The sequence below is a fragment of the Hyphomicrobium sp. genome, from assembly GCF_051860585.1.
Taxonomy (GTDB): Bacteria; Pseudomonadota; Alphaproteobacteria; order Rhizobiales; family Hyphomicrobiaceae; genus Hyphomicrobium_C.
Map to the genome: position 1 here is coordinate 211,916 of NZ_JBHYDS010000004.1, position 13,307 is coordinate 225,222.

The following is a 13,307-nucleotide window of genomic DNA, read 5'->3' on the forward strand; positions in this document are numbered from 1 at the left end:
ATGTCCCGAGCCGCACGCGTCTTCGTCGCCAAGGCATCGCGGTCATAGCCGAGATTCGTCACCTGCGCGCGACGATCAGGTAATGCTTCGTCTCTACGGCACATTGCACGTTGTAGCCGACGACACGGGGCTTTCTGCTTGTCGTCGCCATGGCACGGGCATCGGATCGGTCAGAGAGACTTGCGTTAGGTCGCTCCTGTCCATGCGCCGCTCGACAGCTTTGAAGGTATCGGCCTCTCGTTTGTAGTCTTCTTCATCGCACGCGAAAGTCGCTCCTCGGGAAACGACATGCCGGTCGTGCTCAACACTTCGTCGGCTCGGTCGAGATCGGCCAGATACTTCGCGATGGCGGAATCGATCTCGCCCAATCGCCGCTGCAGCTTTTCGCGCGTGAAGCTCTTCGTCTTGGCATTGACGGCTTTGAACTTGCAGCCGTCGATCGCGACGATGCCGACGTCCAAGAGATCAAGGTCGCGGCAAAGCGCGACGAACTACTGGCACACCTTGCGGATGGCCAAGCCGTTGTCGCGGCGGGAAGTCGGCATGGTCTTGAAGTCGTGCGCCAGGCGCCCCGTGAGCCAAATCAGTCTCCAGGTTCCGCCGGCACTCGCGCTCAAGACCGCGCGATGACTGAACTTGGTTGAGATAGCCGTAGATGTAGATCTTGAGGATCGTTGCGGGATGGTAGCTCGGACGTGCGGTCTCCTTAGGGATGACGTCGTCGAAGCCGAGCGCCGCGACGAAGGCGTCGAACACGCACGGGGTTATCCTCGCCGACGCAGTCGCCATTCGACTCCGGCGGCTGCGTCACCTCTGTCCGATCCGCGCCAACGCACGGTGCGTCAAACTCACAGACCCCAGCCAAGAACGAACCAACGGCCGCCCCCAACGGGTAGGGTGTGGTTCTCGAAAATCGTTGTCCCCGGGAGCTGGTGTGGGTACCAGAAATGTCTGGGATTATTTCCCGCTCAACCATAGCTCGCTCCCTCGTCGACCCACTTAGCCGCCACCGAAATCGTCGGCGCAAGCGCAACTACGTTGCATCAACGCAGCATCGGCCTCGCCAACTGTGCGAGTACAGAATTTCTAACTTGACTCGGCAGTGCTAATTGGCAACGTTTTGCCGTGCTACTTTATGACTAATGGGGGTTTGGTTTGCAGATTGCGCAGCGGTTTTGCTTGTCACTTCTTCACGCCATAAGTCCACTGATCTCATTTGGCTTGGTATTGGGATCGGCCTCCCCGATCGTAGCTCAAGGTATGGCGCTCACCGGAGCGCTGGATGTCAGCGCGAATGGAGCTGCGACTTATTCGGTTGCGATCAACGTGCCGCCAGGCACAGCTGGCATAGCTCCGAAGCTGAGCCTCGAATACGACAGCCATGACGGTAATGGCTTGCTGGGAGTCGGATGGTCGCTCGTTGGGCTGCCGTCAATTGGGCGCTGTGCCCAAACAATAGCTCAAGACGGCACGCGAGGAAGTGTCAAGTATGATGCCAATGATCGGTTCTGTCTCGACGGGGAGCGCCTGGTTGCCATCAGCGGAGCATACGGTGCAGACGGCACCGAGTATCGCACCGAAGTCGAGAGCCTGACGCGCGTAATCTCGCGCAGCGCAGCAGGTACCGGCCCAGCCTGGTTCGAGGTTCGCACGAAATCCGGACACAGAATGGAGTTCGGCAATACACCAGACTCGCGCATTCTCGCACAGGGAAAGACGTCTGCGGGCCTCTGGGCCGTAAACAAAGTCTCGGACACCAAGGGAAACGCCTACATCGTCTCCTACGTCAATGACCTTGCCAATGGGCAAGCTTATCCAACCCGCATTGACTACTCCGCAAATTCTGCATCGGGCGTCGCGCCATACAATTCGGTGCGGTTCGCTTACGATACGACCCGACCGGATAAGACACCGACGTACCGTGCCGGCTCACTCCAAAAAAGGACAGTGCGGCTCGCTAGTGTGCAGACATATGCCGGTAGCGCACTCGTATCGGACTATCGCCTTGCCTATCAGGTGAGCACCTCCACCGGGCGCAGTCAGCTTGCAAGCGTCGAGTTGTGCAATGGCACGGGCGCCTGCCTGCCGGCGACAACCTTCACTTGGCAGCAAGGCACCGATGCTTATTCCGTTGTAAGCAATGTCTCCGGTCTGAACGGCCAACAGACGAATACTATTCCCTATGTTGCTGACTTTGACGGCGACGGGCTTTCCGACATCATGTGGGATTCAGTGTCATCAGCGACCGACACCAAGTCTTCCGGCACGCGGGTATTGTGGAAGAATACCGGCAACGGAAACTTCTCTGCTACTAGCAACATGGATGGCGCAAACGGGACCCTAGTTGACCATATCCCTATCATTGCCGATTACAATGGCGATGGGCGTGCGGATATCTGGTGGTACAAATTCGGAGTGGCCCCGTTTGGAGTTCCCGTAGCCCTCGCAGGACCGACCAGCAAGTGGATAAGTACGGCCTCAGGAACGCGGACAATTAGCGTGGGAACTTCTGTTGTGCCGTCGAATGCCTCCCCCTACGGCGGGACACCGTACGGCGGCATCAACTTTAATGGAGATCACCGGGCAGATCTCGTCTGGTCCGACGGTCCAGTTTGGAGTCTGCAGCCCGACGGAACAACCACCACAACGACTACATCCGGCCCAGCTAGTTTTCTAATCCTCAAGGGGGATTTTGACGGGAACGGCTTTACGGACTTTGTAACTTCACTAAGTCCTCTCATAGCAAACGCCCCGATGTTTTACTACGCGACCCCAGGAGGCGTCTATGAGCTCGGTGCGCCGATAGCTAACGCCCCCACTTTCCAAAGGTTTGCCCTAGACACAAATGGCGACGGAAACTCGGATCTTCTCTTTTATAGCCCCGCGTCTTTAAGCGATCTAAGATCGGCCGGCATTAGGGTCGCGTGGATGAGTAAAGGAGATCGAACGTACAGTGCGATCTCCAATCCCGGCGCAACAGACGGAAGCGTGGTTGGATATCTGCCTTACGTCGGTGATTTCAACTTCGATGGTCTTCATGATGTCCTTTGGGACAAGGCTGATCCAAGTGGTCGATCTTTAGGTGACCGAATAGTTTGGTACAGCAAGGGCGACGGCACTTTTAACGTCGTGCAAAATTTTGCCGGGCAGAACGGGACTCTTTCCGGATACGCGCCGGTGCTGGGGGATTTCAACGGGGACGGAAGAACGGATATCCTGTGGGACAGCCGGTCTGCCGACGACGCCAGGTCGAAGGGCACACGTGTTTTGTGGCTAAGCAGTCCATCCTTCCACGATTTGCTAAAGACGGTCACGAACGGGCTCGAGGTAGCGAAGACCTTCACTTATGCGGCGCTAACCAATCCGGCCGTCTATCTAAAGGAGAATACTGCATCAGATCCTATGGTCGACGTGCAATTTCCATTGCGAGTTGTTTCCAGGATTGATGAGGCAGACGGGATCGGGGGGGTAAGCGGTCGTACTTTCAGTTACGAGGGCGCTAAGATCGATGGTCACGGTCGCGGCTTCCTAGGCTTCCACAAGCTAATAGGGACGGATATCAAAAGGGGCACGGTTGAAACCACCACCTACCTCCAGAACTTCCCGTTTGGGGGAATGACGGCCTCGCACGTGCGAAAACGCGGTACTGTAACTTTACGTTCATCGGTGAATTCCTTTATTGAGAGAAATCTCGGTGGAACGCGACGGTTCGCTCTCCTTCAACAACAGGTAGAGAGTGGATCCGACCTGGACGGTTCGTTGCTGCCGACCGTCACTACTAGCTATGACTACGACAGCCTGGGAAATGCTACACAGATCATCACTTCGGCTTCGGATGGTCACGGCAAAAAAATTACCAACACCTACCTCAATAATACAACCGAATGGCTGTTGGGCCGGATTACAAGCGTCAGCGTAGAGAGTACGAGTCCCGATGAACTACCTCCTCAACCCCCATGCAGCCTTCCGTGGGGAGGAACGCTGAGTAGCGGTCAAGGTGTCACGGCGTACTCCGCCAGCGCACCGCCTTTAGGCCAATCGTGCTCGACCATCGCACAGACGCGAACGTGCACGAGCGGAACGCTAAGTGGCAGCAACACGCACCAAAGCTGCGCGGAACAGGCCTGCAGCCTTCCGTGGGGCGAAACGCTCGGCAGCGGCGTGAGCGTGACCGCGTATTCCGCAGCCACGCCACCTTCGGGTCAGCCATGCACGGCCATAGATGAGACTCGAACTTGTACCAACGGCGTCCTGAGCGGAAGCTATGCTCAACGAACATGCACCGCACAGGCTTGCAGCCTACCCTGGGGCGGGACCATTAATAGTGGTCAAAGCGCAACTGCCTACTCTGCAAGTGCCGCTCCTGTGGGTCAATTGTGCTCGGCAATTCAGCAGACCCGCACCTGTTCTAACGGAGTTTTGAGTGGGAGCTATGTTCACAATAGTTGCACTGCTTCCCAAGCTTGCGCGCTGCCATGGGGTGGGAGTATTGCGCACGGAGGAACAGCTACGGCTTATCAGTCGTCCGGAGGTTGCGGGGGGACCTGCACGTCTCAGGTCCGCACTTGCACCAACGGAAGCTTGTCGGGCGCATACGGCGTCCAATCGTGCTCGACAGCATGCTCTTCGTGTACGGCAAACCAGAACGTCAATTGGAGCGTTGCAAGCGCTAGCTGCTCGCAAAGCTCGGGCACGTTGCTCGGGCACGGATCAACGCGGTCCATCACCGACTCCACCGCTCCCGCCACGGGCAGCGTCACCATCGCTTGCAGCAATGGCACGCTCAATAAGTCGGCTGCCACATGTACGACACAAGGCACGTGGGTTGAACAGGAAAACAAGTGTACCACCTACTCTCTCTCACTTTGCACAACTCTCACAACCCCATGCACGATAGGAGCAATGTGCCAGACGAATTCCCGCGACACGACATGTGGGTCTATATTTACGGGCACCAGATATAAGAAATACGTGTGTCAATAGAGTTTCAACAAGGCGCGACGACGCGAATCCGCGGCGTAGTTTTACAAAAATATGTCGGGGGCGACATGGCGAAGCATCGGTGGGGATTCTGGATCGTTTTTGCTCTTGTTATTCCATTCGGACTGTCATGCCCGAGTGCCGCGCAGACGACAGCAATACGCAAGGCATTATTTTATTATGACGCGGATTCGGGGTTGCTGACGCGGGAAGTCGTCGAGCCGGACCAGACCTCGCTGCGTCAGCAGACAGATTATGTCTACGACGCGTTCGGCAATCGAGTAGTGACAACGATAAGCGGAGCGGGGATCACCCCTCGCAGCTCCACGACAAGCTACGATACACGCGGTCAGTTTGCGACGGGCGCGGCTAACGCACTGGGACATAGCGAGAGCTGGCAGTATGATGCGCGGACCGGCTTGCCATTGAGCCACACCGGCCCCAACGGCTTAACGACAACTTGGAGCTACGACGGGTTTGGCCGCAAAGTGCTTGAGGTGCGCTTCGACGGCACCCGTACGACTTGGATCTATCAATACTGCAACGGGACGGGAGACGGTACTGCGAGCTGCCCGACAGGCGCGGCCTACTTGGTGCGAACCACGCTACTTGCTGCGAACGGGAGTACGCAGATCGGCCCGGTCGCGACGACGTATTTTGATCAGTTGGAACGCGTGATCGCGTCGGATACCCAGGGTTTCGACGGTAGTCTCACGCGTCAAGCTACCCAGTACGACGCACTCGGGCGTGTGGCCAAGGTGAGCCAGCCGTACTTTGTGTCCGGCGGAACACCGCGGTGGACAACATCGACTTATGATGTGTTGGATCGTCCGCTTGTGCAGACCGCACCCGACAGCGGTACGACTACTCGCGTTTACCAGGGGCTCACCTCCTCTGTAACGAACGCTCTAGGGCAGACGCAAACTCTAGTGCGGAACAGCCTAGGCCAATCGGTTTCGGTTAAGGATGCTGGGAATCAGACGACGACCTACGCGTACGATCCGTTCGGGAACGTCACGCAAGTAAGGGACCAGGCCGGCAATTCATCGAGATTCAGCTACGATCAGCGCGGGCGCAAAATCGCCGACACCGATCCTGACATGGGCCTCTGGACGTTTACATACGATGCTCTTGGTCAACTGAAAACTCAGACCGACGCCAAGGGGCAGGTGACGAGCTACACCTTCGATCTGCTTGGCCGCCTGACGCAACATGTTTCACCGGATTTAGTTTCGACATGGACTTACGACACCGCGTCAAAAGGCGTCGGAAAACTCGCCACCGCCAGTACAAACAGTGGCTACCAACGTGCTCATAGCTATGATGCGCTCGGCCGGCCCAGCCAGGCTTTGGTAACGATTGATGGTGTCGCGCACACGTTCACTACCGGCTACGACGGCGCCAGCCGTGTCAACGCAGTAGGTTATCCGTCCGGCCTTGCAATTGCCTATGCCTATAACATCTACGGTTATCAGACGCAGCTCTCAAACAGCGCCTCTGGTCAGGTTTATTGGACGGCGAATGCCTGGGATGCATCGGGGCAGCTAAAGGAACAGACGGCGGGCAACGGCATTGCCACATGGCGAAGTTTTGACCCCTATACGGAGCGCCTGACCAAGATCGAGACAGGCACTTCCGGATCAGTGCAGAATTTCAATTATTCCTACGATATGCTCGGCCAGCTACTCACACGTAGCGACGCCAACAGCGCAATGGCCGAGAGCTTCACCTACGATGCGCTCAACCGCCTGGTGCAATCGACGGTGAACCTCAGTCCGTCGCCGTTAGTGAAGACATTCCTCTATAGTGTCACTGGCAATCTCTTGTCCAAGTCCGATGTCGGAACCTATTACTATCCGACGCCCGGCTCTCCGCGTTCTCACGCAGTGACGAGCATCAGCGGTAGCAACCTCAATACAACCTTCACCTACGATGCGAACGGCAACCAAACATCAGGGGCTGGTCGCACGATCTCGTTTACTTCATACAACGCGGCTGAAAGCATCACTCGCGGTACGACGACGCTCAATTTCAAGCATGATCCTGACTATCAGCGCTATGAGCAGACGGGACCAGGTGGCACAACGCTCTATCTCTCCGATATGGGCGGCAGCGGTGTGCGGGCGGAGCGCTTCCTCGGCACTGGTGGAACGGTCCAGTGGAGCAACTATCTGCGTGCGGGCGGCGAATTGATAGGAGTCGTAATTGAGCGCACTGACGAGCCAACGCTTACGCGATACTTCCATGCTGACCATTTGGGCTCAATCACTGCCATCACCGACGAGAACGGAGCAGTGGCCGAGAGGATCGCTTACGACAGCTGGGGCAAGCGACGGCTTATCGACGGTAGCGACGATCCTGCAGGCAGCCTAACGAGCCAGGTAACGCGCGGTTATACCGGTCATGAGATGCTTGCCGACGTTGCGCTCGTTCACATGAATGGGCGCATCTATGATCCATATGTCGGCCGCTTTACAAGCGCGGACATCTTCGTCGCCAACTCCACGGACAGCCAGTCATGGAACCGGTACAGCTACGTCCGCAATACACCCCTCAACGGGATAGATCCAACTGGGTGGTTCAACAACTGCCTACCAAACCAGAATTGTACTATTGAGCTGCCCGCGCTTGAGGTAACTGCGTCGGCAGCTCCGAACGCAACGTCGAATCCTCGCCGCGGTCGCAACAATGGTTCAGTTGGCTTCTACGGCGTCCCAGGTGCGGGCGGCCCTGGTGCCGGAAATGTCTTGGGGAGCCCGGGCTCTAGCTGGAGCGCTCCGTTCGCCTATTCTGGGGCAAGCTTCGCAGGAAGCACTCCTGGTAGTCTGGCCGGTGGGGCAAATCTATCAAATCGATTGGCTTATTGTATCCCATGCGCGCCGCCCCTGGGCCAGCTCGCCGTTGACGCGTTTGCGGTTGCATTGGGGTTGGGCTTGTTCGGAAGTCCAGATGATGAACTTCAGAAGCCGCTGACATTATTCCATTACACTACGGAGCGCTCAATGCGCCTAATTGTAGAAACTGGCTATTTAAACCCCTCACTCAAAGCTAATAACCCAAATGATGTTAGATACGGTGACGGGCAATACCTCACGGATATCCCGCCGGGAACGAAAACACCGGCCCAACTATCTCGATTATTTATCGATAACCCATTTCAAGGCCGTAGATTCACTCACTACGTCGCCATAAATGTTGATGGGCTCCCCGTTGTTCTTGGTCGGCCGCACGTGTATGTTTTGCCTAACGTAATGCCTCTCTTCGTGGGCGACAGGCTAGTCGGGTATGGGGCAAACTGATGCGGTATATTAGGGTCAAGTGGATTCACAATAGCGCTGAAGATCCCATTGAACTTTGGAGCGAACTTAACGACGCTCGCTGGGAAACGCGAAAAGTAGATGTGTTTCGCAATGATGTGCTGGGCTATGCGGATGCTGAATCATCAGTCGGATCCACACAACTTAGCATTGAACCCCTTCCGGAAATCGATGAAATAAATGAGGACTCGCAATTTCAGGCGGCGTGCACGACGAGGGATGAATTCGAGCGAATTTGGCGTGCGGCTATTCAAGGATCTAGCTCATCCTTCCGCTGATTGCGCGCCGAATACTTCGCCGACCTCCGGCAAGCGATCTACTGGTTGATTAACTTTATCGCGGATGAAACTATGTTGCCGAGAGCGGTTGAGATACTTCCCGCCCGTCGCCAGTCTTTGCATCAATGATAGTGACCTGAGCCCCTTCTATCCTCCACTCAGAGGGAGAGTCCTGGGTTAGTTGAACCGCTCCCCAACGTGGGCTCAGCCAGAACTAGATTTTCCGGCATGTTCCGGTCTGCGTGCGTGCGCCGCTGACCGTGCGACGAGCGTTGCCGGCGCTTTGTTGCCGATCGCGCTGTGAGGGCGAACCTCATTGTAGTCTCTACGCCAAGCCTCGCACTTCTCCTGTGCATCGGCAAGGCACATGAACCAGTGTGCGTTGAGGCACTCGGATCTGAACTTCCCATTGAACGACTCGATGAACGCGTAGTCCGTTGGCTTGCCGGGCCGCGACAAGTCAAGTGTCACGCCCCGCTGGTAGGCCCAGAGATCCAGATCGCGAGACACGAACTCACTGCCCCGATCGACGCGGATGACCTTCGGCAAACGTATCATTTGCCGACACGCTCCAGCGTCTCAACCACGTCGCTGCCCCGGAACCTGAACCTTGGTTCGACCGCCGGCGAGAACCGCGTGAACGTGTCCACGATGGTCAAGATGCGGATCTTGCTCCCCATCGCGGTCTGGTCGTGTACGAAGTCCATCGCCCACACCTCATTGCTTCCCGTCGCTGCCTGCCGGTCGTCCCGAAGCTTGGCCTTCACGCGCCGCTTCGGCGATTTGTTGCGTAGTTGCAGGCCCATTTAGCGATACAGGCGGTGCACGCGCTTCTCATTGATGAGTCAACCTTCTCGTCGCAACAGAACGTGTATGCGCCGGTGGCCATAGCGAACCCGCGTCTCCGCAATGCCCTTGATCCGCTTCTTCAACGCGGCCTGATCGCCCCGACGGCTCTTGTACCGGTACATCTTCGGATCGGATTCAAGAACTCCGCACGCGCGGCGGATGCTCACGCGCCAGGTGCCCCGAAGATGATCAATGAGCAGGCGGCGGCGAACAGGCCTTAGAGCTTTCGGCGGATGACGTCCTGAAGCATCTCCTTGTCCAAGGACAAGTCAGCGACGATCCGTTTCAGCCGATTGTTCTCTTCCTCGAGCTGGCGAAGCCGCTTCACCTCGCTCGGCAATAGACCGCCGAACTTCTTCTTCCAGTTGAAGTACGTCGCCTGGCTGATCCCGGCCTTCCGGCAGATCTCGGCAAGCGCCGTGCCTTCCTCGCCCTGCTTCAGGACGAACGCGATCTGGCTCTCGGTGAACTTCGATGCCTTCATTGAAAACTCCTGCTCCTCGGCCAAGCCTCAGATCACGGAATTCTCTAAATCAAACTGGGCCGTTTTTCGGGAGCAGGTCATAATGTTTTGCCCGTAGCCGGTCGCTGCGCCAAGGACTAGGTGGTTGCAGAACTCCTCCGGCGAGCGCCTAATGCGGTCGCACGCGATTGTAATCGTCTCGCCACGCGGCGAGCACTGCGCGGTTCGCCTCCTCCACTTCTTGGCCGTATCCGGCGCGAACATCCTCGCGCGTCAATCGCTGGAATTCCCTCCGGCTTTCTGCGCCGCCGCAATGATCTCGCGAACGTAGTCCTCGTCATGGACGGTCATGGTTAGGCCGCCTCCCGCGCCTTGATCCGGGCAATCTCCTGCTTCTTCGCCTTCGCCTCAATCTTGAGATCGTATGATGTCTGCATGTTCATCCAGAACGCGGGGGACGTTTCGAAGAATTTCGCCAGTCGGAGCGCCGTGTCCGGCGTGACTGGCGTCTTCTCGGCAACTAGGCGCTCGATCCGCGTGCGCGGAACATTGAGCCGCTTGGCTAGTGCGCCAGGGCTCATCTTGAGCGGGACAAGATATTCCTCGCGGAGTATTTCGCCGGGATGGACCGGCGGCAGGACGGGAAGTGCCATGTCTTTTCTCCTCAGTGGTAGTCGGCGATTTCAACTTGTTCCGGACCGGCGGCGGTCCAGATGAAACAGACGCGCCATTGATCGTTGATCCGGATCGAATGTTGGCCCGATCCCGGTAAAGGGCCTCCACGCGGTTGCCCGGAGGCGACCTGAGATCGTCTAGTGATGTCGCGTTGTCGAGCTGGGTCAACTTGCGAACCGCAGCCTTGACGAGATCGGGCGGGAAGCCTTTCCCTGGGGACTTGCCGCTTGCGACGATGCGGGCCGTTTCGTGCGCCCCCTTTTTTTGTATCGTTACGCGATACAAAGGGGTGGCGTCAACAAGAATGTATCACGCGGAGATACGTTTCGGAGGTGGCTGACGGAGGCGGCGGAATACTGGAAGGGTACAATTCGGGGTACAAAAGCGGGGTACAATTCGGGCGCGGAAAAGCCGTCACCTCCGTAGGTCGTCAATTAATCGAAGTAAAAACAATAGCTTGACCGGGACGACGCACCCCGCATTTTGCGCAACTATTAACGCGATCTTAACAGCCGCGCCACGATACTCGTGCCTTCCCGGGGGTAAGACGAAGAGCAGGCCGGACCAGCACATGACACCGCTGACAGTGAGGTTCTCGTTCCTGCTTTTCGCAGTCCTCACCGGGGCGATGCTGACGAACCTGTTCGTGCTGCAGCCGCCGGGCCGCATGGCGGGTCTCGAGCAGAGCCGTGCCCGCACCCAGCAGCAATCCGGACCAGGCGTCGCCGCGGCCGATCCGGCGCTCACGCGCTCCGCCATCGTGCCGCCGATCGAGACCGGCGCGGTCAAGCCGCTGCCCGAGGCGGCCGACAAGACCGATCTGACGCGCGCCATCCAGCGTGAACTCAAGGAAAAAGGTTACGAGGCCGGCGCCGTCGACGGCGTGGCAGGCCTTGTGACGCGCGGCGCGATCATGGCCTATGAGGCCGACGCGGGATTGCCGCTGACGGGCGAGCCGCGCCCGGCTCTGTTGCAGCACCTCGTGCTCGGCTCGGCCGATGCGGGCGCGTCCGGCGGTGGCGACAAGCAGGCTCCCGGCCCCGAGGCCGAGCAGGTGATCCGTGCCGTGCAAAGTGCCTTCCGCCAGCTCGGGTACCTGACCACGCTTCCCGACGGACGCTTGAACGACGCGACGAGACGTGCGATCCGGAAGTTCGAGCTGGACCGGAAATTGAAAGACACGGGGCGGATCTCGGGCGAACTGCTGGCCAAACTGGCGAGCCTTGCCGGGGATGCCCTGCGCGCTGCAGAGCGTACTGCGCAGCACTAAACAAGCGCCCCGCGCAGCATTTAGGACGCGCGCCGCTCTAAAAGCCTATACAGCGTCGTCCGGCGACGCGCTGTCGGCGACCCCCACTGTCAGCTGAACATGAATGGGTAGAATGCGGCTCAAGTCCGAAATCTGGGTCAAGGCTTACGTGCGCCGGATGTCGGCCAGCGGCCAGCCGGCCTATATCGTGCGTCATGGCGATGACGACGCGGGCGCGATCTACATTCGCATCAATCGTCTCGACGGCACGTCAACGCTCTTCGGGCCTGCGCCGACGGGGCTCTCCGGCACCGAGACCGACCGGCGCTGGGTGCCATTCCTGAAAGGCGAGCGCCGCGCTGACGTCGAAGTCGACACCTATCTCGAGCGCGAGCACCGCACCGACCCGGATCTTTGGATCATCGAGGTCGAGGGACGCGATGGGTCGCATGGCCTCGAAGGCTGGCTGTCTGAAGAGTAGCAGCCCGCACCAAACCTGCGCACGCCTCCAAAGCCTACGCGCGCCAGAAGCGTGTTCTGCCGGACACGCTGCGCCGCGCCTGAGCGCGCAGACCGCGGACAATTAACCTTTCATTAACCAAAGCAGCAGCGAAGTGATGGCACTGCAAGGCGTGCATGTTCCCGTCGTTCGCCGGGCGTGAACCGCGAACGGAAGGCAGGCTTGAGGGAGCCGCAAGCGATGGCGAGTGTCGTGGAATTCAAACGGGTCGGGCTGCACGCTCGGCCGACGAGTGCGGCCCCGCAGGGGTCTGCGGAAATCGTGCTGTTTCCGGGAGTGCGTTACGAGCGATCGATCGAGGAGACGTCGCGCGGCAGAACACGCCGCCGGTCGCGTCAGCGCGATCACCTCGATTTCGAAGACTGATTACCGCGAAGCGGTCCGTCGATACTGACATTTCGCGCGCTTGAGCTGAGCGATGGCGCGTGTGCTGTAGGCCTCTCCGCGATCCGGCGCGCGGATCACGGCGAGCCCCTCATTGGCATGCAGTGTGAGTGCTGAGCCGTCGACGCTCGCATCGGGCTGAACTCCGGCGCGCCACGCGTCCTGCCCCGGCACGATCTGCAGCGCGACCTCGGGCCTGCGGCCCGGTCCCGCCACCGACGTGAAGAAGTTGGCTCCCGACGGCGAATAGAGAGCGAGCACCCAACCTGGTTCGGGAAGCACGGCAGTGATGCTGACGGCGCCGTCCGTGCTGTCGAAACGGCACATCGCATAGCGCGCATCGGACGACATGAATGGCAACGGCTGCGAGTCCGGCATGATGTCGGGCAGAAGCTGCATGGAGTTTTGGGGCAACTCACCCGCCATCCGCCCGTAAGCCGAGGTCGGCGTCAGCATCGGCGTCGCGAGCGTCGCCAGGATGTGCAGGATGCCGCTCGCGAACACCGCGGCGGCGGCCAGCGGCACATTGATCGACGTGATCCGGGTCCAGAGGCGCTTCAGCATCGCTAGTGTCCTGATTCCGAAGTTCGCC

Annotated in this window: 10 protein-coding genes and 3 pseudogenes; 6 read left to right on the forward strand and 7 right to left on the reverse strand. The window is 58.6% G+C overall.

Annotation, left to right across the window (positions count from 1 at the left end; translation table 11 throughout):
- Positions 1–185: 185 nt before the first annotated feature.
- Positions 186–461: a hypothetical protein gene (locus ACTIFK_RS08450; protein ID WP_439542620.1), complete on the reverse strand. Its 276-nt coding sequence runs from the start codon at positions 459–461 to the stop codon at positions 186–188.
- Between the two features lie 4 nt (positions 462–465).
- Positions 466–756, reverse strand: coding sequence for a transposase (locus ACTIFK_RS08455; protein ID WP_439542621.1), 291 nt, complete (start codon positions 754–756; stop codon positions 466–468).
- Between the two features lie 504 nt (positions 757–1,260).
- Between ACTIFK_RS08455 and ACTIFK_RS08460 the strand changes: the two are divergent.
- Positions 1,261–3,573, forward strand: a pseudogene (locus ACTIFK_RS08460) (SpvB/TcaC N-terminal domain-containing protein); the annotation flags it as partial.
- A gap of 980 nt (positions 3,574–4,553) precedes the next feature.
- Here the strand turns inward: ACTIFK_RS08460 and ACTIFK_RS08465 are convergent.
- On the reverse strand, positions 4,554–4,724 hold the full coding sequence (locus ACTIFK_RS08465) for a hypothetical protein (RefSeq protein ID WP_439542767.1): 171 nt from the start codon (positions 4,722–4,724) through the stop codon (positions 4,554–4,556).
- A 249-nt stretch (positions 4,725–4,973) separates the two neighbouring features.
- Here ACTIFK_RS08465 and ACTIFK_RS08470 point away from each other — a divergent pair, with 249 nt between their 5' ends.
- A complete protein-coding gene (locus tag ACTIFK_RS08470; RefSeq protein ID WP_439542622.1) occupies positions 4,974–8,279 on the forward strand; it encodes an HYD1 signature containing ADP-ribosyltransferase family protein in 3,306 nt (1,101 codons plus the stop codon).
- Positions 8,279–8,575 (forward strand): DUF6881 domain-containing protein, encoded by a 297-nt coding sequence (locus ACTIFK_RS08475; protein ID WP_439542623.1) that lies wholly within the window; start codon positions 8,279–8,281, stop codon positions 8,573–8,575. The genes ACTIFK_RS08470 and ACTIFK_RS08475 overlap by 1 nt, the downstream gene beginning before the upstream one ends.
- Before the next feature lie 204 nt (positions 8,576–8,779).
- Here the strand turns inward: ACTIFK_RS08475 and ACTIFK_RS08480 are convergent.
- The 3 genes and pseudogenes from ACTIFK_RS08480 to ACTIFK_RS08490 all read right to left on the reverse strand — a co-directional run bounded on the left by ACTIFK_RS08480 (position 8,780) and on the right by ACTIFK_RS08490 (position 10,799).
- Positions 8,780–9,908, reverse strand: a pseudogene (locus ACTIFK_RS08480) (IS3 family transposase).
- A 332-nt stretch (positions 9,909–10,240) separates the two neighbouring features.
- Positions 10,241–10,540, reverse strand: a complete 300-nt coding sequence (locus tag ACTIFK_RS08485; RefSeq protein WP_439542624.1) for a HigA family addiction module antitoxin — start codon at positions 10,538–10,540, stop codon at positions 10,241–10,243.
- An 11-nt stretch (positions 10,541–10,551) separates the two neighbouring features.
- A pseudogene (locus ACTIFK_RS08490) lies at positions 10,552–10,799 on the reverse strand (type II toxin-antitoxin system RelE/ParE family toxin).
- A 334-nt stretch (positions 10,800–11,133) separates the two neighbouring features.
- Between ACTIFK_RS08490 and ACTIFK_RS08495 the strand changes: the two are divergent.
- The 3 genes from ACTIFK_RS08495 to ACTIFK_RS08505 all read left to right on the forward strand — a co-directional run bounded on the left by ACTIFK_RS08495 (position 11,134) and on the right by ACTIFK_RS08505 (position 12,697).
- Positions 11,134–11,832: a peptidoglycan-binding domain-containing protein gene (locus ACTIFK_RS08495; protein WP_439542625.1), complete on the forward strand. Its 699-nt coding sequence runs from the start codon at positions 11,134–11,136 to the stop codon at positions 11,830–11,832.
- 112 nt (positions 11,833–11,944) lie between these two features.
- Positions 11,945–12,292, forward strand: coding sequence for a DUF1491 family protein (locus tag ACTIFK_RS08500; protein WP_439542626.1), 348 nt, complete (start codon positions 11,945–11,947; stop codon positions 12,290–12,292).
- A 219-nt stretch (positions 12,293–12,511) separates the two neighbouring features.
- The gene (locus ACTIFK_RS08505) at positions 12,512–12,697 is read left to right on the forward strand and encodes a hypothetical protein (RefSeq protein ID WP_439542627.1); all 186 of its coding nucleotides are present in this window, start codon (positions 12,512–12,514) and stop codon (positions 12,695–12,697) included.
- Here the strand turns inward: ACTIFK_RS08505 and ACTIFK_RS08510 are convergent, their stop codons facing one another.
- On the reverse strand, positions 12,698–13,279 hold the full coding sequence (locus tag ACTIFK_RS08510) for a hypothetical protein (RefSeq protein WP_439542628.1): 582 nt from the start codon (positions 13,277–13,279) through the stop codon (positions 12,698–12,700).
- Between the last annotated feature and the right edge of the window lie 28 nt (positions 13,280–13,307).